Origin of the sequence: Ureibacillus thermophilus, assembly GCF_004331915.1 — a bacterium.
Taxonomy (GTDB): Bacteria; Bacillota; Bacilli; order Bacillales_A; family Planococcaceae; genus Ureibacillus; species Ureibacillus thermophilus.
In genome coordinates this window covers 1,768,035-1,789,861 of sequence record NZ_CP036528.1, presented here as the reverse complement: position 1 = coordinate 1,789,861, position 21,827 = coordinate 1,768,035, and the positions used below count along the sequence as shown (strand labels likewise).

General features: G+C 39.9%; 17 protein-coding genes. 7 read left to right on the top strand and 10 right to left on the bottom strand.

Annotation, left to right across the window (positions count from 1 at the left end; all coding sequences use genetic code 11):
- The first annotated feature begins 84 nt into the window (after positions 1–84).
- Positions 85–1,209 carry an IS4 family transposase gene (locus tag DKZ56_RS08830; RefSeq protein ID WP_208649647.1) on the top strand — a complete coding sequence of 375 codons (1,125 nt, stop codon included), beginning with the start codon at positions 85–87 and terminating at the stop codon, positions 1,207–1,209.
- An 867-nt stretch (positions 1,210–2,076) separates the two neighbouring features.
- On the opposite strand, the gene DKZ56_RS08825 is transcribed toward DKZ56_RS08830, so the two are convergent.
- The 5 genes from DKZ56_RS08825 to DKZ56_RS08805 all read right to left on the bottom strand — a co-directional run bounded on the left by DKZ56_RS08825 (position 2,077) and on the right by DKZ56_RS08805 (position 9,111).
- Positions 2,077–3,693 (bottom strand): Na/Pi cotransporter family protein, encoded by a 1,617-nt coding sequence (locus tag DKZ56_RS08825; protein WP_245989648.1) that lies wholly within the window; start codon positions 3,691–3,693, stop codon positions 2,077–2,079.
- A gap of 111 nt (positions 3,694–3,804) precedes the next feature.
- Positions 3,805–4,050: a thymidylate synthase gene (locus tag DKZ56_RS08820; RefSeq protein WP_208649645.1), complete on the bottom strand. Its 246-nt coding sequence runs from the start codon at positions 4,048–4,050 to the stop codon at positions 3,805–3,807.
- Between the two features lie 87 nt (positions 4,051–4,137).
- The gene (locus tag DKZ56_RS08815) at positions 4,138–4,710 is read right to left on the bottom strand and encodes a DoxX family protein (RefSeq protein WP_208649644.1); all 573 of its coding nucleotides are present in this window, start codon (positions 4,708–4,710) and stop codon (positions 4,138–4,140) included.
- A gap of 291 nt (positions 4,711–5,001) precedes the next feature.
- The gene (locus DKZ56_RS08810; RefSeq protein WP_208649643.1) at positions 5,002–6,357 is read right to left on the bottom strand and encodes an aspartate kinase; all 1,356 of its coding nucleotides are present in this window, start codon (positions 6,355–6,357) and stop codon (positions 5,002–5,004) included.
- Positions 6,358–6,978: 621 nt separating this feature from the next.
- Positions 6,979–9,111 (bottom strand): type IA DNA topoisomerase, encoded by a 2,133-nt coding sequence (locus DKZ56_RS08805; RefSeq protein WP_208649642.1) that lies wholly within the window; start codon positions 9,109–9,111, stop codon positions 6,979–6,981.
- A 164-nt stretch (positions 9,112–9,275) separates the two neighbouring features.
- Here DKZ56_RS08805 and DKZ56_RS08800 point away from each other — a divergent pair, with 164 nt between their 5' ends.
- Complete coding sequence (locus tag DKZ56_RS08800) at positions 9,276–9,686, top strand: glucosamine 6-phosphate synthetase (protein WP_208649641.1); 411 nt, start codon at positions 9,276–9,278, stop codon at positions 9,684–9,686.
- On the opposite strand, the gene DKZ56_RS08795 is transcribed toward DKZ56_RS08800, so the two are convergent.
- Entirely contained in the window at positions 9,661–10,839 is a 1,179-nt protein-coding gene (locus DKZ56_RS08795; protein WP_208649640.1) for a coiled-coil domain-containing protein, read from the bottom strand. The two genes, DKZ56_RS08800 and DKZ56_RS08795, sit on opposite strands and share 26 nt — an antisense overlap.
- A 691-nt stretch (positions 10,840–11,530) precedes the next feature.
- On the bottom strand, positions 11,531–12,937 hold the full coding sequence (aspA, locus tag DKZ56_RS08790) for an aspartate ammonia-lyase (protein ID WP_208649639.1): 1,407 nt from the start codon (positions 12,935–12,937) through the stop codon (positions 11,531–11,533).
- 240 nt (positions 12,938–13,177) lie between these two features.
- On the opposite strand from aspA, the gene DKZ56_RS08785 reads away from it, so the two are divergent.
- Positions 13,178–14,074 (top strand): DMT family transporter, encoded by an 897-nt coding sequence (locus DKZ56_RS08785; protein ID WP_208649638.1) that lies wholly within the window; start codon positions 13,178–13,180, stop codon positions 14,072–14,074.
- A 133-nt stretch (positions 14,075–14,207) separates the two neighbouring features.
- On the opposite strand, the gene DKZ56_RS08780 is transcribed toward DKZ56_RS08785, so the two are convergent.
- Both DKZ56_RS08780 and DKZ56_RS08775 read right to left on the bottom strand, forming a co-directional pair.
- Entirely contained in the window at positions 14,208–15,326 is a 1,119-nt protein-coding gene (locus tag DKZ56_RS08780) for a conserved virulence factor C family protein (RefSeq protein WP_208649637.1), read from the bottom strand.
- Positions 15,323–17,212 (bottom strand): ABC-F family ATP-binding cassette domain-containing protein, encoded by a 1,890-nt coding sequence (locus tag DKZ56_RS08775; RefSeq protein WP_208649636.1) that lies wholly within the window; start codon positions 17,210–17,212, stop codon positions 15,323–15,325. The genes DKZ56_RS08780 and DKZ56_RS08775 overlap by 4 nt, the downstream gene beginning before the upstream one ends.
- A gap of 364 nt (positions 17,213–17,576) precedes the next feature.
- Between DKZ56_RS08775 and qoxA the strand changes: the two genes are divergently transcribed.
- From qoxA to qoxD, 4 genes are read left to right on the top strand one after another with little or no spacing between them, the layout of a single operon-like run.
- A complete protein-coding gene (gene qoxA / locus DKZ56_RS08770; RefSeq protein WP_208649635.1) occupies positions 17,577–18,467 on the top strand; it encodes a cytochrome aa3 quinol oxidase subunit II in 891 nt (296 codons plus the stop codon).
- A gap of 47 nt (positions 18,468–18,514) precedes the next feature.
- Positions 18,515–20,464 carry a cytochrome aa3 quinol oxidase subunit I gene (gene qoxB, locus DKZ56_RS08765; RefSeq protein WP_208649634.1) on the top strand — a complete coding sequence of 650 codons (1,950 nt, stop codon included), beginning with the start codon at positions 18,515–18,517 and terminating at the stop codon, positions 20,462–20,464.
- Positions 20,461–21,057 carry a cytochrome aa3 quinol oxidase subunit III gene (qoxC, locus tag DKZ56_RS08760; RefSeq protein ID WP_208649633.1) on the top strand — a complete coding sequence of 199 codons (597 nt, stop codon included), beginning with the start codon at positions 20,461–20,463 and terminating at the stop codon, positions 21,055–21,057. The genes qoxB and qoxC overlap by 4 nt, the downstream gene beginning before the upstream one ends.
- Position 21,058: 1 nt before the next feature.
- A complete protein-coding gene (qoxD, locus tag DKZ56_RS08755; RefSeq protein ID WP_208649632.1) occupies positions 21,059–21,340 on the top strand; it encodes a cytochrome aa3 quinol oxidase subunit IV in 282 nt (93 codons plus the stop codon).
- An 80-nt stretch (positions 21,341–21,420) separates the two neighbouring features.
- Here qoxD and DKZ56_RS08750 read toward each other — a convergent pair whose 3' ends face one another.
- Complete coding sequence (locus DKZ56_RS08750; protein WP_208649631.1) at positions 21,421–21,624, bottom strand: hypothetical protein; 204 nt, start codon at positions 21,622–21,624, stop codon at positions 21,421–21,423.
- Positions 21,625–21,827: the final 203 nt, after the last annotated feature.

Below are 21,827 nucleotides of genomic sequence, written 5' to 3'. Positions count from 1 at the left end.
TGAAATATAATCTAAATACAAAAAAATCCTTTATAATGGTTGGGTGGTAGTAAACCATCCAAATCCAATACAAAGGACAAAAGCATGGATAAGTTTACACGAAAAACATCATTTGAACAATGGTTTTCACCGATTCATCGTCCATTATTTGACGACCTAGTGAGAACACATCAATTAAATCACTATACCAAGAAGCTTTATATGGCTTCATTTATGAAACTGCTTTTATATGCCCAACTCCATGAAACCGAGAGTTTACGGGCGTTGAGTGACGCTGTCTTTTTAGAAGAATTACAACGAGCAACGGGATTGGAATCGATTAGTTTTTCACAGTTAGGGAGACGAATCAATACCATCCCAACTGAGTTCTTTCAAACGATTTTTCTCGATTTAGTGGCACAAATTCACCGGAAAACCAATTTCCAAACAAGAAGAAAAGTGACAACGCCTTTGAAAATCATTGATTCGAGTACATTACCGCTTCATTTGACCAATCATAAGTGGGCAGAGTTTCGAAAAACAAAATCAGGAGTAAAGCTTCACTTACGACTTGTTTTTATGGAAAAAGGACTCTCCTATCCAGATAAAGCCGTACTCACGAACGCCAACGAACATGATCGGGGTCAACTAGAAGTATTCGTGGATGACAAACAATGCATGTACGTGTTTGATCGTGGTTACTTGGATTATAGGCGCTTTGATCAAATGACGGAAGATGGCTATTTCTTTGTGACCCGTTTGCGTAAAAACGCTGTTGTCCGAGTGTTAGAATCCTTTTCGTTACCAAAAGATTCACCCGTATTCTCTGATGAAATGGTTGTCATTGGAACACCACAAAATCGTTCTGAAAACGTGTTTCGCTTACTCAAATTGCATGATACAAAAGGAAATGAGCTTCATTTACTGACAAATCGGTTTGACATTGACGCAGATGAAATTGCAGAAATCTACCAATCACGTTGGGCAATCGAACTTTTTTTCAAATGGATGAAACAACATCTGAACATTAAAAAGTTTTTTGGTCACAGTGAACAAGCTGTACATCATCAAGTGTACGTAGCCATGATAGTGTACTGTCTGAATGTTTTAGCTCAGTTGAACACGAATAGCGAACGCAGTTACTTACAAATTAGTCGCTATTTGAAGGCTTCTTTGTGGAAATCCGCTCACATTTGGTTACGAAAAATCGAAGGAAACGGCGTCCCATAAAGGTTTGCCAGTCGTTGTTGCACAAGTCATAGGTTATAGTAAAAAAATGGATGTTTACTACCCTCGCTTAGGTGTTTTCGTTTTTTCTCTAAAGTCCAGAAAAAAATAAAACTGAAAATTCAGACATCATTTATGCGACGGTAGTGGGGTACTCTATACTTCAGAAATACTATGATTTATGAATTTGATTCAAGTAAAAGTGTTATGACTTTTCCCCCTTGCCCCCACTTTTAATGGGGTGATTGTTCTTTATAATCTGCAATCTGCTTTACATTTGGTTCTGCTTCAATTTTAGAATAAGCCTATCAAAATGTCCTTCATATTTTACAAGTTGATAAAAACTGAAAATCCCCCATTATTGCCATGATAATATATTTGCTTTTCTAAGCCACTTGAACAATTACTTACTCGACAAGAACAAAGGGGCATCAAAGGCCACTTCATTCATTACGTATGTACACCACATTGCTATGTGTTATTTGTTACGGTTTTATATACGCTCTTCTCTCAGCATACTCCACACATAATGGGCATACTTTGATTGTCTGATTATACTCATTTTTGTAAGTTCTCATATCATTGGTTTGACGTTTACAAAAATAACATGCCTTTTTCGATGGTTTCCTTTTTTGATTTTTATTGCGGTTAAATAATTTTGTCAAAATACCCATACAAACTACCAACCTTTCCAAATCATTATCTACTAAACAACTTTGAAACTGGATGATCTTGACAACCAGCCGAAAAAATAGAATGGATTTAGGAATATTTTATCATATTTTCCAACTCAGAATATCTTCTTTTACAAAAAACAGCCCGGATGTCCTAGACACCCGAGCGTTTAAAATGAAACCATATTTCATTCCCCTACATCGTCTCCACATCACGGAAATTTGTCGACTCCTCGATTTCCGCACCTTTTTTAAACTCCACCAATCTGGAAAAAGCGCGCCAATAGTGATAGACAAGGCGGTCAATCCACAACAGCGCCTGTACTTTGGACATGGCCACATCCAATTTTGTCTCTCTTACAGCCGTGCGTTCATAATATTTTCTTCTGCGGGTGCGTCTTTCCTCCGCAATTTTATGGGCCGTTTTTTCCAACACCTGCTCCATTTCGATCAATTTTTCTTCGCTGGCATAACTTTCATTAATCTGCTCCAGTGTTTTATGCCATTTCTTCATCAATTTTTCGTGATGGAAAATGCCTTCCACCTTTTGCTGCTCCCTCAATACACTCACTAGCCGTGTGATATGATCCAATACATGAATGATGGCGACATGTTGATTGCGTAACTTCGTTGAATCGGACTGCACTTCATTAAGGAATTTACGAACGGAAAGAATCGCTTCCTCCACATCCCTCACCTTTTTCTCAAAACTGCTCGTGACCTTTTTCGCATCTAACAATTCCAAAATCGCATCGGTCAATTGCTCCATGATTTGAAGCAGCGTTTGATAAGCCACTTCCAAGGCGGCCGATGGAATGGATACCAATTGATCGTCGAGGTTGCGGGTCAGCGCATTGGCCTTTTCCGGCAGCAGCTTCAAAAGCAGCATGGAGAACTGCTTCGTAAACGGCACGAAAATGATAGCGCCGAACACGCTGAAAAGGGTATGGAACAGCGCAAGCCCCACCGTTTCATCGAAGCTGCCCACCAGCGCAACCGTCAAGAATTTCACAAACTGCAAAATATAACCTATAAAAATTGTCACGATGACAGCCGTCACAACATTAAACAATAAATGGGTCGCTGCCGTCCGCTTTGCTGCAATGGAAGAACCGATGGATGCCACAATGGCTGTTGCTGTTGTTCCAATATTTTGCCCCACCACCAAAAACGCTGCCTGTTCAAAATCAATTGCCCCTGCAAATAAGGCGGTAAGGGTCGCTGCCATCGCTGCGCTGGAAGCTTGCATAATGATGGTCATAACAATCCCAATGCCAATTAATAAAAAGACAGAAAGCCACGAATCCGTATTCAACGAATCAAAATTAATCCAATTTTGAGCGGACTCCATACCTTTCTGCAATAAATCAATACCTAAAAACAAAAGCCCAAAGCCGGTGAATACGCCTCCATATTTTTTAAAGTCGCTCGGGGCCACATATTGGATGAATACCCCAAATGCAATCATGGGCAGCGACATTGCTTGCAGACTGATTTTAAAACCTAATAAGGAGATGATCCAACCGGTGCTTGTGCTTCCAATATTGGCACCGATAATGATTCCTATAGACTGCATAAACGTTAATAATCCCGCACTTACAAACCCGACAGTTAAAATGGTCGTGGCGGTGGAAGATTGCACTAAAATAGTCATCAAAAATCCCGTTAACAGAGAAGTGAAGGTGCCTTTAGTGAAGGTATGGAGCCATTTTTTCAACGTTTCTCCTGCAATTCCTTTCAGGCCGTTTGTCAACATCGACATGCCCAATAAAAAAATCCCAATTCCACCAATAGCATTAATCAATGAAAACACCTCATTTGTGATGAAGGCATACAGTTCTAGCATGATTTTACAAAAGAAAACAAATTGGGTTCCTCAACAAATACAAAAGGATTAAAAATTTTTCAATCATATTAAAGCTGTCTATTCAGCATCAATTACAAAATCGTTTACAGGCTCTTTTTCATCTTCTTTTAAATAAATGACTAATTCTTGACGATATTCGTTATTTTCTAAATAAAAGTCGAGGGAGTGGAAATCGTATTTATATGTGCCAAAAGGAAATGTCACATACTCCCCCTTCACCGCTGCAAGAAGGCCGGCTACATCGTGGCTTACCATTTGAAGCAATTCCTGTCCTGTTGAAGTTAATACAAATACGACGTTCATCCTTTTTCACCTTTTCCATAAAAAAACGTTGCCAAGAAAGCAACGTTTTTTTTGATGTTATTATGTAAAAATATTCTACCATAAGTGCTATGTATTGGATATAGTTGTTTGATTTTTTTCGCCTCTGATTTTTCCCCAAGGTGTGCCTAGCTTCAATAATGCCCAGCGATCCAAACCATACCATCCCGCTACTTTCCAAGCAAGCAAGATAAGTATTTCTAGCAGCAATAAACGAGGATTAGTGCTGACAGTTCCTGCAAATAAGAAAGCAACGTTCATAAATGCGCCGAAAAAGGCTGCAATGGCTGTAAATAATCCAACAATAAGCCCTAGACCAACAAGCACTTCACCAAATGCCACTAAAAAGCTGATGATTTTTGCATTTGGCAAGCAAACGTATTCCAGAAATAATGCATACCACCCTGGTACATCATTGGTTGTTGAGGCTTTTTCAATTGCTCCTTTCAAATAGCCACTTACCGCTGCTCCAGCATTCTTTCCTGTCCATGCATCATCAAAGATTTTATGGAATCCCGCTTGAAGCCAAGCCCACCCTAAATAAATTCGGATAATGAGCCAAATGGCCGCAGAACGCGTATCATTGAACAAAAAGCGAGTTACAGGATTTTCTGGATATAAAAAAATCCCCTTTTTTTCCATGATTTCACTCCTCCTAAACTTATTATACATTTTTTTATTACTTTCTACTATCTTTATTAATATATAATATTTTTTCTACTAATAATTCATTATTCAGAAAAATTCATAAACTTTTCTAATATTTGCATTTTTTCTCTTTAAATTTTATATTTTACTTGTTTCTTCAGCTTTGATATACATTTGAAAACAGAAAAATTCGATGCTGCAGAGGACTATAGAAATGGAGAAAAGGAATGGGTTATTAAAAAGAGCGAACCGGAAAACTCATTGCTTTCCAATCCGCTCATTTTGTTAGATGGTTACGGGTGTAAAAAATTCCTCATATAATGCTCGTAAACATTGATCTTCATATTGTTGAAGAACGCCGAATACAAGGCTCACTTCAGAAGAACCTTGGTTGATCATTTCGATGTTTGCGCCTGTTCTGGAGATAGCTGAAGCGGCCCGCGCTGCCAACCCTTTGTTTTTGCGCATGCCTTCCCCGACAATGACAATCATGGAAAAACCGTGGCGGAAATATACATCATCCGCATGAAGTTCTTCCTTCACTCGTTTCACAATGCGTTCTTCTTTTTCCGGCGTTAATTGATTGGAACGGATAATAACCGAAATATCATCCACTCCAGATGGCGTATGTTCATAGGAAATATACTCTTCTTCGATAATTTGCAATAGTTTTCTTCCAAAGCCGATTTCACGGTTCATTAAATATTTGGAAACATATAAAGTAGAGAATCCATGGTCAGCGGCAATGCCTATGACTGGACGGCCATTTGGTTTGCGCGTTGGCATGATTCGTGTTCCTGGTGCAGCAGGATTGTTAGTATTTTTGATATTAACTGGAATTCCAAATTTGAATACTGGGATTAAGGCTTCGTCATGGAATACAGAAAAGCCTGCATAAGAAAGTTCGCGCATTTCACGATAGGTAATTTCTTCGATGCCGATTGGGTCATTTACCACTTTTGGATTGGCGGAAAAAACGCAATCCACATCTGTGAAGTTTTCATACAGTTCCGCTCTTACTGCAGCAGCTAAAATGGAGCCTGTAATGTCGGAACCGCCGCGGTCAAATGTGCGCAAAACACCATCTTTTGTATATCCGAAGAATCCAGGGAAAACAACGATTTCTTCGCCTTTTCCAAGGTCTTTTAAATTTTCATAAGTTTCTGGCAGTGCAAACGTTCTTTCAGGCGGATCGTTTACAATCAACCCTTCTTTTGGACTGACATATTTTGCTTTCAATCCAATGGAGTTGAAGTACTCAGCCACCAATTTAGCATTATTGTCTTCTCCACTTGCTTTTAAATTATCAATAAATATATCTTTATCTAATTTTGATGAAATGCGTTCACGCAAGTCTTTTTCGATTACTTCAGAAATTTTATGGTCGAGGCCGAGCCCTTCAGCAATGTCCTTATATCGATTAATAACGATTTGCAATTTTTCTTCCACTTCACTATTTTGAAGCACTGCCTCTGCTAAATCAATCAATAAATCCGTCACTTTAATATCATCGCTGAAACGTTTTCCAGGTGCAGATACCACAACAATTTTTCTTTTTGGATTTTCTTTCACAATATTTGCCACTTTTTGAATTTGTTCTGCACTTGCAACTGAAGTTCCACCAAATTTACACACTATCATCTCATCATCAAATCCTTACTTTCCAAGATTGTATTTTCCATAAAAACATTTGACTTTCCACAGTGTACAAATTTTTTAAAAAAACGTCAAGACTATTTAATCAAAAAGATTAAAATTTTTGCAAAATTTTATACAGTACAACTAATTTTACCTATTATATGTAGATGGATAAAACAGGCTGCGTTATTGCCTACCATTTTTGAAAAGAAAACCGTGCACACCTATTGAAAAATAGATGTACACGATTGTTCTTAACATGGCAAAAGTTTAATGCAAAGACCATCTGTGTTTTGCAATGAAAAAGTACACAGTTGTGCAATTGCAAATGCATAGTGTTGCAACTTGACATGGAGCCTCTGCGAGCATGATTAAAAAGCCTCGAAGCCAGCAATATCAAGGGCTGGCTTTTGCCTGAACGAGGCTATCATGCTCGGCGCTCCATGTAAAGTCCCAACGCCAAGTGTATGGCAATACTCTGCACTTTTATTTTGCATTACACACCATCTTTGAATTTTAGTTTTATTATATAATATTATCTTGATTTTTCTAGATAAAATCGAAAATAAATAAATAGTTTTTTATGGATAAATTTTATTAATTTCATGAATAGATGTTATAAGTTTATTGTTTCTTCGGAAATTCCATTTTCCAACTGAATGTATCTTGTTCAGGATGTTTTTCATAACGCAATATGGCATCAAATTTATTTCCTTTTTTGCTGACAAGCCCTTTTACGAGCACGTTCCCCTTTTTCAACAGCTGCTTCACCATCGTTTTGGTTGGTTTCTTTTTCATGGAAGCGAGAAATTTATCTTCTTTCCAAATAACAAATTTGCAGCCTTTTTTCCAGTTGCTGCAGCCAAAGCCTCTTTTCCCTTCAATGACATCATGACCGCAGATAGGACATTTTCCAAGGGATTCAAATTTATTCTTTTCCACTTGATTTAATATGATTTCTTCTTCTTGTTTTATGAGATGTACTGCATTTTTTGTAAATTCAAAAATCAATTGCAGAAATTGATCCCGATGGAATTTTTGCTTCTCAATGTCTGCCAGGGTTTTTTCAAGTCTGCCGGTAAAGTCCAAATCAAATAGTTCTTTCACTGGAAATGTTTCGACTAATCTTTTGCCAAGTTCCGTACACATTAAATATTTATTCTTTGTTGTAATGTAGCCGACTGTTTTTAATTTTTGGATGGTTTCAGCTCTTGTTGCAGGTGTACCGATGCTAAAGCCTGAAAGTACACTTGCCATCATGGCATCGTTATCCTCATCTTGTTCTTTTCCTTTTCCGCACGTTTCCATCACTTTTAATAAAGTTTTTTCCGTATGGTGCTTCGGCGGTTTTGTTACATGGGCAGTAAGTTCATGGTCCACAATTTCCGCTTGTTCACCAATGGTAACATGGGGAAGGATTGTATCTTTTGTTTCGACTTTTTCAACTTTCCGCCATCCTTCCACCACTTGAACTCTTCCCCTTGATATAAATATTCCAGAAATTTCTTTATGTTCCACTTTTGTAGCGATTTTTGTTTCTTCATGCTCAGCAACAGGCATAAATTGCATAATAAAGCGGTTCTTTATAGCATCATACACAATGGCTTCATCTTTCGAGAGGGAGGACGGTTTCACATAGGTCGGAATGATAGCGCTATGGCTTTCCACTTTGGAATTGTCAAAAACCCGCTTTGTTTTCGCAAACACGATTTCATCTTCATAAGGCAAGCCTTGTTTGACGATATGGAGCACTTTTTTCGCTTTTTCTACTAAACTTTCTTCCAACACGACGCTTGCTGTGCGTGGGTATGTAATATATTTCTTTTCATAAAGAGATTGGGCAACTTTTAGTACTTTATCAGAAGTCCAACCTTTATATTTGCTTGTTATGTACCCTTGCAAATTCGTCAAGTTGAATAAATAGGGCGGATATTCTTTTTTCCTTTCAACTGTTTTTTCAATGATTCGAGCCTTTTGGCCATCCAGCGCCTGTTGTATGCGTTCAAGGGGAGACCGCTCTTTGAATTTTTCTTCTTTCTCTTCAACATAGATTCCTTTATATTCTTTGCCCTCTTTTGTTTTAAAAGCGGCTTCTAATTTGAAATACTCTTCTGGAACAAATGATTCGATTTCCTTGTCCCGGTCATAAATGATTTTTAATGTCGGAAGCAGCACTCTTCCAATGTTTAACGCGCTGCCAGAGCCTTTCTGATATTTCAATGTGGCAACAGAAGTTAAATTAATGCCAATGACCCAATCTGCCCATTGGCGGCATATGCCTGCATCTAGAAGCGGTCGCATTTTGGTATTGGGAATTATATTTTGGAGTCCTTTCAGCACTTCTTCCTGTGTCCATTCATTTTGCAGCATACGGTATACGGGTTTTGTTGGTTTCATCTTGTATATGATTGTATCCCCAATCAACTGCCCTTCCCGATCGTAATCGCAGGCGGAGATAATCATTTCTACGTCTTGGCGATGGATGAGCTCTTGAATGATTTTCAGTTGTTTTTTTGTGCCAACATCCCCTTTTACTTTGTATTGAAATTGGGATGGGATAAAAGGAAAATATTCCATTCTCCACGTTTTCATTTTCGGGTCATAGTCTTTGGCATCATATAGTTCAAGTAGATGCCCAAACGCCCACGTAATAATATAGCCATTTCCTTCATAATATCCGTCTTTTTTTGATTTAATGTTTAATGCATCTGCAATGTTTTTCGCTACAGATGGTTTTTCGGTCAAAATAAGTTTCATTGTCTAGCATCACCTGTTTTTATTATAATGCTTTTTTACAAATAAGGCTTATTTGTGTTGTTCCAGATATTTTCTGTTTTTAAGAGCAAGAATATAACTTTTTATAGAAATAGTATTTTTGTAATGTTATAATTTCATTACAAAGGTGGGGGGAATTTTAAGCTATGCAGAATGTATCTAAAAGAACGATTTTATGGATTGTTCCACTTCTCATCATATTTATATTGTGGTATATGACTAAACCTGATGAAGGGAAAGAATATATATCTTATATAAAAAGCGCGACTTTGGAAAATGGATCAGTGAATTTGGAAAATGCTTTGAATGGGCAATGTGACGAGGAAGAATGGGTCTATTTTAGAACCAATAATCGCCAGAATGTAGTAGAGTTTAAAGGTGCTTGCCCGGTAAATGGAGAGAAGAAAGCAAATGTGAACTTGCAATTTATTGTGGAGAAGGATTTATCGGATTTTACGGTAGGTGCTATGCTTCTTGATGGAGAGCAGCAATCCCCTGAACTGCGGGATCAGTTTTTAAAGGAACTTTTATCTAAAACGGAAATAGCTGCTCCTTAAAAAGAAATATAGATATGTGTGCATGGGGAATCAATCTGGTTCCCTGTTTATTTTTTAAGGTGTTGGTTGCTGCTTCAGTTGGTTTATTTGGTGTGGTTGTTGGCTCCTTTCGTGCGTATACTGCATTGTTTCGTGCGTTTACCTCCTCATTTCGGGCGGATACTGCCTCGTTTCGTGCGTTTACCTCCTCATTTCGGGCGGATACTGCCACGTTTCGGGCGTTTACCTTCTCCTTTTGTGCGGATACTGCCTCGTTTCGGGCGGTTGCTCCTCTCTTTCGTGCGGTTGCCTTCTCCATTCGTGCGGATACTTCCATATTTTGTGCGGATACTGCCTCGTTTCGTGCGTTTACCTCCTCATTTCGGGCGGATACTTCCATATTTCGTGCGGATACTGCCTCGTTTCGTGCGTTTACCTTCTCCTTTTGTGCGGATACTGCCTCGTTTCGTGCGTTTACTACTCCAATTCGTGCGTTTACTTCCATATTTCGTGCGTTTGCCTCCTCATTTCGGGCGGATACTGCCTCGTTTCGTGCGGTTGCCTTCTCCATTCGTGCGGATACTGCTCCATTTCGCGCGTTTGCCTCCTCATTTCGTGCGGATACTGCCTCATTTCGTGCGTTTACCTCCTCATTTGGTGCGGATACTGCATTGTTTCGTGCGGTTGCCTTCTCCATTCGTGCGGATACTTCCATATTTCGTGCGGATACTGCCTCGTTTCGTGCGTTTACCTCCTCATTTCGTGCGGATACTGCTCCATTTCGCGCGTTTGCCTCCTCATTTCGGGCGGATACTGCCTCGTTTCGGGCGGTTGCCTCCTCATTTCGTGCGGATACTGCCTCGTTTCGGGCGGTTGCCTCCTCATTTCGTGCGGATACTGCCTCATTTCGCGCGTTTGCCTCCTCATTTCGTGCGGATACTGCTCCATTTCGTGCGTTTACTACTCCATTTCGTGCGTTTACCTTCTCCTTTTGTGCGGATACTGCCTCGTTTCGGGCGGTTGCCTCCTCATTTCGTGCGGATACTGCTCCATTTCGCGCGGTTGCCTCCTCATTTCGTGCGTTTACCTCCTCATTTCGTGCGGATACTGCCACGATTCGTGCGTTTGCTCCTCCCATTGGTTCGCATATTCCCCCATTTTGTACTCCATCCATCCTTCCAAATCGAGTAGGAGGGAGCGATGAACTCCCGTCCTCTCACACCACCGTACGTACGGTTCCGTATACGGCGGTTCAATTAAGATCATTGACGCAAGTTTTTATAACTTCCGTGAATAGCTGTTCTCTTTATGCCAGTGGTCACTCCACCCTCCAAGAGGTCCCCCACGGGATTCACCGCCTCCTCCCTCAAGTGAGGTACTGCGTTTTCTGTGTTCATCATGACTCACTGAATGCCAAGGGCTTTTCTCTCTTCATTGTTCGGTCCTTCTTAGTAGTTCTAAACCAACTAATACGATGACCTCTGCTGACTTCTGACGGTTCAGCTACTTATCACTAAGTAGGTTATGAAGCGTACTTCACCTATCCGCCAGACCTCCCCGGGTAAGTACATGCACTTTCACACCATCTATCCGCCTCATTTACTCGATATGACCTTCGACAGAAAGAGCTTTGTTTTGTTTTGCAAACTCACTCAATCATACCTAGCCTTATATGAGGTTCGTGTTCCTCGGACCGGAAGTTTGCCGCTTTCTTCCTTCAGATTCCGCGTCACCACGGACACCCTTGCGTTGAGCTAACCTCTACTTCTGTCTTCCGCGTTCGGGACTTACACCCTATCGTTCATGTACATGCCGGGCGCACAAAAAAGCAAAGGGCCATTTATTGTGCCCTTTGCCAATTCATATCAATGTTTTCCTGCAATGCCAGGGTGTGTCATTTCATAAGGATTTAAAATTTCATTTAATTGTTCTTCCGTTAATACATCATATTTAATGCAAAGATCACGGATGGATTCGCCAGTGAGGTATGCTTCGCGTGCTAATTTTGCTGCTGTTTCATATCCAACATGCGGGTTGATGGCTGTAATGATGCCGATGCTTCTTTCAACGTATTCTTTCATCCGTTCTTCATTAGCTTGAATACCTTTTAAGCAGTTTTCTGTGAATGTTTTAAACACATTGTTCATGATGGAAATAGATTGGATTAAATTAAAGAATAATACCGGTTCCATTACATTCAACTCAAATTGTCCTGCTTCGGAAGCGGCTGAAATTGTTAAATCATTACCGATGACTTGGAATGCCACTTGGTTCACCACTTCTGGCATTACTGGATTTACTTTACCCGGCATGATAGAAGAACCTGGTTGGCGGGCTGGAAGGATAATTTCTGATAATCCTGCCCGTGGACCAGATGCCATTAAGCGCAAGTCATTGGCGATTTTGGACATATTAATCATGCAAATTTTCAATGCAGCAGATACTTCTGTATAGCAATCCGTATTTTGCGTTGCATCGACTAAATGTTTTGCGCTTCTTAATGGATGGCCGCTCAATTTCACTAAATGTTCAGTTACGATTTTAATATATTCAGGCTCTGCATTTAAACCTGTTCCTACGGCTGTTGCCCCCATATTCACTTCATATAAATTATTTTTTGTATTGGAAATGCGTTCAACATCCCGGGCAATGACGCGTGCATAGGCTTCAAATTCTTGCCCTAGCAAAATCGGAACAGCATCTTGCAAGTGCGTTCTGCCCATTTTAATGATTCCAGCAAACTCATCAGCTTTATTCAAAAATACTTGTTGCATTGTTTTGGTCGTGTCAATTAATTGATTTAATAAACTTAACACGGCAATATGTGTAGCCGTTGGGAAAGCATCGTTTGTAGATTGGGACATATTCACGTGGCTGTTTGGACTGATAAGGGAATAGTTCCCTTTTTCTGCTCCCATTAATTCCAACGCACGGTTGGCGATGACTTCATTAGCGTTCATGTTGATGGAAGTACCAGCTCCCCCTTGAATCGGGTCCACAATAAACTGGTCATCCCATTTACCTTCGATGACTTCATCAGCTGCTTTTACAATATATTCCCCTATTGTTTTATCTAATAAACCTACTTCCATGTTCGCTAGTGCGGCTGCTTTTTTTACAATCCCAAGCGACTTAATTAATTCAGGATGAATACGATATCCTGTAATTGGGAAGTTTTCAGTGGCGCGCATTGTTTGCACTCCGTAATAAGCATCTATCGGGATTTCTTTTTCACCTAAAAAATCTTTTTCAATGCGAACATTTTTTTCCATAAAAAACAGTCTCCTTTTCAACTATAAAAAACTTAAAGTAAACGTTTACATTGTTGAAATTGTACTTATCTGCTGATAACCTAAGTCTACACTATTCTTAGGATAAAAGATATTAATTCTGCTTTATTTCTTCATAGTAATTTATAATAGTATTGCCAAATTGATATAAATGTAATTTAATAGATTTTATATTGCTTTATTTCCGATTTTTCGCAAAATTTGTGATAAGGGGAATACTTTGTGAACGTATCAGCTATTTTGAAATTGGCAGCAAGTATGGCCATTTTCGGTTCCATTGGTTTATTTACCGTCAATGCAGGAATCCCAGCAATAGAGCTGGTATTTGTCCGTTGCATTTGTGCAACATTGTTTTTAGGCGGTCTTTGGTTTGTGACGGGTGGACATAAAACAGAAGCCTGGAATCGGAAAGAGGCCATTCAAATACTATGCTGCGGGGTATTTCTCGTTTTGAACTGGGTGTTTTTATTTAAGGCATTTGAAGAAATGTCCATTTCCATCGCCATTTCCATTTATAATCTAGCGCCGATTATTGTGTTGATTTTAGGTGCAGTCTTTTTGAGGGAACGGGTTACGATTGGAAATGTAGCGGCCATTATTGTATGTTTTATGGGAGCGATTTTCATTACCGGGATTGAGCATTTACATTCAATAGAAGCCTTTATGAATTCAGGTTTTCTATGGGCGTTGCTTTCTGCATTTTGTTATGCGATGACTATGTTTTTAAGCAAAACGCTGAAAAATTTATCGCCCTATGCCACAACCTTTTTGCAGACAATTGTCGGCATTGTGATGCTTCTATCCATGTGTGATTTTTCGGTATTCCACGGTTTATCGGCAAAAAATATTTTCTTTATTTTAGGCACCGGCATTATCCATACCGGCTTTGTTTATTATTTATTCTTTGACAGCATCCGCCATTTGCCGACGATTATAGTTTCGGTATTGACTTTCGTCGATCCAGTGGTGGCGATTTTACTAGATATAACCATTCTCAGTTTCAGGCCGACATGGCTTCAGTGCGTAGGAATTTTATTTATTTTCGGGGGTATTTTATATACCGTTTTGAAGCCAGCAAGTTCTGCAGAAACTCGCAAGCAAAAGAAGCTGGCACAATAATTTTTTATTGGCGAATACATAGCAGGTTATTGATTTTTTAGAAAAAGCGGAATTTCCGACAATCCCGCTTTTTATTCAATTAAATTGGGTTTACCTAGAATGAAACCTTTTTCTAGATAAACCCAGCATCATTTTATTGATTATTTCTCTCCATCATCTGCTTCCAGACGGAGCCTTTCGCTTCCTCTCCTTGTTCTATTCGGGCAATGGCCATTTTTATTTGCAGCCTTACTTCAAATTCAGGGTCATTTTCTGCTTCTCTTAAGGCAGGCAGGCATCGTTCTGTACCTGATTCATATAAAAACATCGCCGCGCGCCAACGCACCAATTTATTTTGATCTTTCAACGCTTCCATCATAGCCGGTTCAAATTCCACAAAGCCAAGGTCGCTCATGCAGTCCCCTGCTGTACGGCGAACAGCTGGGCTTTTATCCTTCAGCGCACGAATCAATAATGGCACAACCGCTTTATCTTTAATCATACCTAAATATACTGTGGCAAGTCTCCGGATGGACATTTGCTCATCTTCAAGGGCTTTTTCTAAAAGCGGCAAGTCGTCTAAATCCGGGTCCGGGATTTGGTCCAGCATTTGGAAGCGTTCCTTCCAATCATCGACGCTAAATTCTTCCACCGTAATTTTTCTGCGCTTCACCGTTTCCTGCTTTTTGGCATTGGCCGCTTCCACAATGCGGGCAATGCGTTCATCGGGATAAGTTGCTTCAATTTCCTTTAAAACGCTTTGGGCAATTTCTTCTTTATCTCCATAGCGAACGCCAAAGTCGGCCCATGTCCGCTCCAAAATGTAGTTTTCATCGGTTTTGTCAATTTTGATTTGATGAAAGGCATTGACAAAGCGCTCTCCTGTAGAAATACGATGTTCCCCGTTGGCATCAAAAACTTTAATTTGAAGCGGCAATCCCCGAAACATTTGTACATGGACAAACACTTCTCCATAATGGTCAACTGCCTGCTCCTCTTTTTCCATTTGCTCTGTTTGTTCTCCAAGGGCATTACGGACTTGGGATAGAATTGATTCCCATTGGTATTTTGGATTCCGTTCCACTGCTAAAAAGTCCGCTACACGGTAAACGCCTTTTACCCCTTCAATGTTTAAAATATCTTGGATTTCCTTTGGCGCTTCTTGCTTATTTTCTTTTGTATAATTAAAACTTTTACCAAAAGGCAGCTCTTCATCCACTACAACTTTCATTGAGTTTGGGCTTGGTGTTGGTTCAATCGTAACAATTTTCAAGCGTCTTTCCCTCCATTTACAATTTCATCTAAATAGGTCCATCTTTCAATGAGCCGCTCATATTCTGCATTGAGTTCGTTTAATTTTTCTGTGTACTCTTGCAGTTTCACATAATCAGAGCCGCACTCTGCCATCTGTTCTTCCATTTCTGCGATTTGCTGCTCCACTTGGGTAATGGTTTCTTCGATGGTTTCCCATTCTTTCTGTTCTTTATAAGTCAGTTTTCGTTTTTCCGTTTTCGGCTTTTCTTGCTTTGGTTTCTCTGTTTTGTTCTCCACTTTCTCTGCTACAGCTTTCTTTGCCAAATACTCTGTATATAAATCGTAGCTCACCTCTACATTACCTTTTCCATCTAAAATCCACAATTTTTTTGCAATCCGGTCCAAAAAGAAACGGTCATGGGAGATCGTAATTACAACACCTGGAAAATGTTCAATGAAATCTTCCAATACGCCGAGGGTTTCAATATCTAAATCATTGGTCGGCTCGTCCAACAATAAGACGTTCGGCTGCTCCATCAACAGTCTTAACAGATGAAGCCGTTTCCGTTCGCCGCCGGACAATTTCCCGATAGGCGTTCCATGGGTATGTAACGGGAATAAAAATCTTTCCAACATTTGCGCCGCAGAATAGCGGATCCCTTCAGAGTCGGTAATGTCATTGGAAGCTTCCCGAATATATTCAATCATCCGCTGATTTTCATTCATCTCAGGAAGCACTTGATGAAAGTGAGCAATTTTCACCGTAGGGCCGACAATCAATTCTCCATCATCCGGTTTTAATTCGCCTGCCAAGATTTTTAATAAAGTAGATTTTCCGTAGCCATTTGCCCCGACAATGCCGATGCGGTCGCCTTGTTGGATTAAAAAATTAAAATCTTTTAAAATCACCCGATCGCCGAATGATTTAGATAAAGCAATTCCCTCCAAAACTTTTTTTCCTAATCGGGTAGAAGCTAAAGACATTTCCAGTTTCGCATCTTCCACATGGCGTTCAAGTTTCTTTTCCAGCTCTTCAAACCGCTGAATTCTCGCCTTTTGCTTTGTTGTTCTCGCCTTTGCCCCTCGGCGAATCCACTTTAATTCATTGCGGTAGCGGTTGCGAAGTTTTTCTTGCGTCGCCTGTTTATTTTCTTCCCGAATTGCCCGGGCTTCCAAAAAGGCTGCGTAATTGCCGTTATGGCGGTAAAGGGTTTGGTCAGCCAATTCATAAATATGTGTTGCGATTTCATCCAAAAAGTATCGGTCATGGGTAATGAAAATGATTGCCCCTTTTAACCGCAAAATCATCTCTTGAAGCCATTCTGTTGATTCAGCATCAAGATGGTTTGTCGGCTCGTCTAAGAGATAAAGGTCTGCCGGTTCTATAAGCACCTTAGCCAAAGCTACACGTTTTTGCTGGCCGCCGGATAAATTGGATACTTTTTCATTAAATTGGTCAATGCCGAGCTTCGTTAATGCCTGCTTCGCAAGGGCATTGACATCCCATGCTTTTTCTGCATCCATCCGCTGTTGCAGCTGGAACAATTGATTTTGCAATTTTTCTGATTCAGGATGAAGACTTAAAGCTTTGACTACCTCTTCATACTCCCGGTTTAATTCCATAATCGGGGAATTTCCAGAAAAGACGGCTTGCAGCACCGTCACCTCTTCTTCAAATACCGGTTTTTGCGGCAAATAGGCAATGCGGTATTTGTTTGGGTGGTCCATTTCAATTGAATCGGCTTCCAACTCTCCTGCCAAAATGGCAAGCAATGTGGACTTGCCGGTTCCGTTTATGCCAATCAGTCCAACCCGCTCCCCTTCATAAATTGTAAATTCCACATTTTTAAAAAGGGTTTTATCTCCAACACTTTTAGTTAAATTCGAAACAATTAAATGACTCATAATCCCATCTTCTCTTTCAATATAAAATTCCTTTCTATATTATATAGAAATTTTAATAGACGTACATCATGAAGTCTTTTCGCTCTTTTTTCTGCAATTATGGTTAGCACCTTAGAATTAAAAAATTATTCTAGAAAAACAAATAACAATATATCCCATATTTAGATAGTGCCTAATAAAAAAGGTTATGATTTGGAACAAATATTGACAAATTGTGAATAAAAGCATGTCCGAAATGTGAATTTTTACTATTCACACAGTGAAAACACTTTTAATTTTTTTATTTTGATATATTATTGACTCAAACATATTTTATGAACGTCGAAAAGTGATTTTCTTTTTGACCTTCGAAAGGAGCACTTCAATGAAACTCAAAGGAGCACTGCTGTTATTGCTATCCATGCTTGTAGTTTTCCTTAGCGGTTGTGAACCTTTACTTGTGTTAGATCCAAAAGGCCCACAAGCGGAAAGACAAGCACACGACATCATGATTTCCATTTGGATTATGGCGTTTATTGTTATTGTCGTTTTAGTTTTGCTTGTATACATGCTCGTTAAATATCGGGCTTCTAAACTTCCAGAAGATTATGAGCCTCCTCATATCGAAGGAAATCCTATTTTAGAAGGTATTCTTATTGGAGTTCCAATCATTATTGTCGCTTTTCTATCCATAGTTACAGTGAAAAGCAACTATATTGTAGAAAACATCCCAGAAGGATATGAAGACCAGGAGCCACTGGTGATTTATGCTTCAACTTCCAACTGGAAATGGCATTTCAGCTACCCTGAACAAGAAATCGAAACGGTGAATTATTTGTATATTCCAACCAATCGACCAATTGAATTCAAACTTTATTCTTTCGGCCCTATTACAAGTTTCTGGATTCCCCAATTAGGTGGACAAAAATATGCCATGGCAGACATGGTAACAACGCTTCACTTAGCGGCAGAAACCCCAGGAGAATATACAGGACGAAATGCTAACTTCAACGGCAAAGGCTTTGCTGAAAATACATTTACCGTCACAGCCATGACTCAAACGGAATTTGATGAATGGGTGGATGAAGTACATGAAACAGCGGAACCGTTAACAGAAGATGAATTCAATCAATTATTAGAACCTGGCCATCTCGGACGCATGACGTTTACTGGAACGCATCTTGATTTCTCACCCGCGCCAGAACATGAGCATACTGCTGATGATGAAATGGATGCTGAACACGAAATGCATTCTGAACACGCTGCACATGAGTAACGATAAATCTTGTTCATTTTTATGAACGTTTGAGAGGAGAAAAATCGATGGAATTTTTTGAACGATTTGCAGTGCCAAATCCAAATCCAGCCATCTATGCTTCAATGGTCGCAATCGTTGTGGTTTCCCTCGCTATTATCTTTGGTTTAACCTATTTTAAAAAATGGGGCTACCTATGGCGGGAATGGCTGACAACAGTGGACCATAAAAAAATTGGGATGATGTATTTAATCTCTGCAATACTAATGCTGTTCCGTGGTGGAGTGGATGCCCTGATGTTGCGGGCTCAGCTTGCCGTACCGGATAATAAACTGCTCGACCCTCAGCACTACAATGAAGTGTTTTCAACCCACGGAATTATTATGATTATCTTTATGGCAATGCCGTTCATCTTCGCTTTTATGAACCTCGTTGTTCCATTGCAAATCGGGGCGCGGGATGTGGCGTTTCCTAGACTTAATGCCATCAGCTTCTGGTTATTTGCTGCTGGGGCGATGCTATTTAACATTTCCTTCGTCATCGGCGGTTCACCGGATGCAGGATGGACATCTTACTTCCCGCTTGCCGGAACGGAATTTAGTGAATCTGTCGGAACGAACTATTACATGATTGCCATTCAGATTTCCGGGATTGGCTCCTTAATGACCGGAATCAATATGATTACAACCATATTAAAAATGCGCGCCCCTGGCATGACATTGATGAAAATGCCAATGTTCACATGGGCCAGCTTTATGGCTTGCGTCATTATCATTTTTGCCTTCCCGGTATTAACTATTGCGTTATTAATGGGAACGACTGACCGTTTATTTGCAACAAACTTCTTTACGTCAACAAACGGCGGTATGGATATGCTTTGGGCAAACTTCTTCTGGGTTTGGGGACACCCTGAAGTCTATATCTTGATCTTGCCAGCTTTTGGTATTTACAGTGAAGTGATTTCCACTTTCTCTGGCCGAAATCTTTACGGCTATAAATCCATGGTCGGTTCCATGGTCATTATTTCCCTACTATCATTCCTTGTTTGGACCCACCACTTCTTTACAATGGGCCAAGGTGCATTAACAAACAGCATCTTCTCCATTTCAACGATGGCTATTGCGGTGCCAACTGGGGTGAAAATTTTCAACTGGCTTTTGACAATGTGGAAAGGGAAAATTCGATTTACCGTTCCAATGCTTTACTCAATTGGATTTATTCCACTCTTTACAGTCGGCGGGGTAACTGGGGTTATGCTTGCCATGTCAGCAGCAGACTACCAATATCATAATACGATGTTCTTAGTCGCCCACTTCCATAACACGATTATTCCAGGCGTAGTCTTTGCGATGTTGGCTGGACTCACATACTACTGGCCAAAAATGTTTGGCTTTATGTTGAATGAACGTATTGGGAAATGGGGATTCTGGTTCCTTTCAATCGGATTTGTACTTGCCTTTTTCCCAATGTACATCACTGGTTTAAATGGACAAGCACGCCGCATGTACACTTACTCTGAAGCAACAGGTTTTGGAACTTTAAACTTTGTGGCATTTATCGGCGCAGGGTTAATGGCGATATCCTTCTGCATCATTGTCTTTAACATTATTTATAGCTTTAAAAACTCTCCAAGAAATGTAGGAGAAGATCCATGGAATGCCCGCACTTTAGAATGGGCGACACACAATCCAGTGCCTGAATACAACTTTGCCCGCACACCACATGTAGCATCCAGCGAAGCATTCTGGGATGCGAAAAAACGTGGACATGAACTATTTAAAGGCGAAATTGAAGAAATCCACATGCCAAATAATAGCGGTGTTCCGTTTATTATGGGGGTAATCTTCTTCATAGCTGGCTTCTCCTTCGTCTTCGCCTTATGGGTGCCAGCAGTTGTCGCACTAATCGGCATCTTTGCTTGCATGGTTCTGCGTTCCTTTGAAAAAGATGACGGACGCCACATTTCTGTAGAGGAAATTAAAGCGACTGAAAGCACGTATGGAGGTGCTCATTCATGAAAATCGATCACACGCAGCCTCTTGAATATAGTACACAGCAAAACCAATTGAATATCCTCGGTTTCTGGATTTTCCTTGGCGCGGAAATTATGTTGTTTGCCACATTATTCACAGCTTATTTCATTATGGAAAATCGAACTGGCAATGGACCAACTGGACCGGAAATTTTCGAAATTTCTCCAGTCCTCTTTGAAACTTTTATCTTGTTAACAAGCAGTTTCACGATTGGTCTTGCGGTACATGCGATGCGCATTGGGCATAAAAAAGCGATGCTTGCCTTCCTAGGAATTACCCTTGCGCTTGGCGTCGCATTCCTTTCAGCAGAAATCAATGAATTTATTCACTACTATCATGTGGGTGCAACTTATCAAACGAGCGGATTTACCGCAGCTCTTTTGACGACGCTCGGCACCCATGGAGCACACGTAACTCTAGGATTTTTCTGGGGATTATGCATCCTGATCCAAGTTGCAAAAGATGGCATCAATCCAAGAACAGCGAATAAATCCTTTATCTTTTCTCTATACTGGCACTTCTTAGATGTTGTCTGGATTTTCATCTTCAGCTTCATCTATTTGAAAGGAATGATGTAAGATGAAAGAATTGTTTCCAGCAAAACAAGTCGGCGGCTATATCTTTTCATTAGTGTTGACGATTGTAGCTTTGCTTGTGTATATTATGGATTTCTCTTTCCCGGTAGCGATGACGATTCTGCTTGTAACGGCTTTTGTCCAAGCGACAGTGCAGCTCGTGCTGTTTATGCATGCCGGTGAAACAGAGGATGGAACAGCCATTTATACGAATATACTTTATGGGATTATAATTGCTGTTGTCACAATTATCGGTTCTCTATTAATCTTCGTTTGGGATATGTAATCAAGTTTAGAAGAGGCTGGGACATAAACCAAATAACATATTAAAAAACATCAGTTTCTCTTTGGAGAAAATGATGTTTTTTAGATTTGTCCAAACCTCTTCTTTTTTGTCTTCATTTCATATTCCTCGATTAAAAGAAGAAAAAGCCCCGTAAGCAATACATAAAAGCTGCCATGGACGAAACTAACTCCATACCAGAAGGAAAGATTGGAAACAAAGCTTATTCCTAGCAATATCAACCCTAAAATTAATATTAATGCGAACATATTGATAAAATATTTCATTATGCCCTACCCCCTTGAGTCATCAAAGGTGAACCCCATCCCGTTCACAATTTAGCCAAAATTTAATAGTAACATTATACAATTCTTTTTTCTCATTTGAAACAACAAATTTGTTTTATATGAAGATTTTTTCTGTTTTATTCGAATTTTTTTGAATAGATAATGCACTGATTAGAAAATCTAAATGATTCTAACCAGTCCAT

Bases quoted from the DNA above. Each gene is read 5' to 3' on its own strand.
- DKZ56_RS08830 (WP_208649647.1), top strand. From the start codon at position 85: ATGGATAAGTTTACACGAAAAACATCATTTGAACAATGGTTTTCACCG.
- DKZ56_RS08820 (WP_208649645.1), bottom strand. From the start codon at position 4,050: ATGAACGTCGTATTTGTATTAACTTCAACAGGACAGGAATTGCTTCAA.
- DKZ56_RS08815 (WP_208649644.1), bottom strand. From the start codon at position 4,710: ATGGAAAAAAAGGGGATTTTTTTATATCCAGAAAATCCTGTAACTCGC.
- DKZ56_RS08810 (WP_208649643.1), bottom strand. From the start codon at position 6,357: ATGATAGTGTGTAAATTTGGTGGAACTTCAGTTGCAAGTGCAGAACAA.
- DKZ56_RS08805 (WP_208649642.1), bottom strand. From the start codon at position 9,111: ATGAAACTTATTTTGACCGAAAAACCATCTGTAGCGAAAAACATTGCA.
- DKZ56_RS08800 (WP_208649641.1), top strand. From the start codon at position 9,276: ATGCAGAATGTATCTAAAAGAACGATTTTATGGATTGTTCCACTTCTC.
- DKZ56_RS08795 (WP_208649640.1), bottom strand. From the start codon at position 10,839: ATGGATGGAGTACAAAATGGGGGAATATGCGAACCAATGGGAGGAGCA.
- aspA (WP_208649639.1), bottom strand. From the start codon at position 12,937: ATGGAAAAAAATGTTCGCATTGAAAAAGATTTTTTAGGTGAAAAAGAA.
- DKZ56_RS08775 (WP_208649636.1), bottom strand. From the start codon at position 17,212: ATGAGTCATTTAATTGTTTCGAATTTAACTAAAAGTGTTGGAGATAAA.
- qoxA (WP_208649635.1), top strand. From the start codon at position 17,577: ATGAAACTCAAAGGAGCACTGCTGTTATTGCTATCCATGCTTGTAGTT.
- qoxB (WP_208649634.1), top strand. From the start codon at position 18,515: ATGGAATTTTTTGAACGATTTGCAGTGCCAAATCCAAATCCAGCCATC.
- qoxC (WP_208649633.1), top strand. From the start codon at position 20,461: ATGAAAATCGATCACACGCAGCCTCTTGAATATAGTACACAGCAAAAC.
- qoxD (WP_208649632.1), top strand. From the start codon at position 21,059: ATGAAAGAATTGTTTCCAGCAAAACAAGTCGGCGGCTATATCTTTTCA.
- DKZ56_RS08750 (WP_208649631.1), bottom strand. From the start codon at position 21,624: ATGAAATATTTTATCAATATGTTCGCATTAATATTAATTTTAGGGTTG.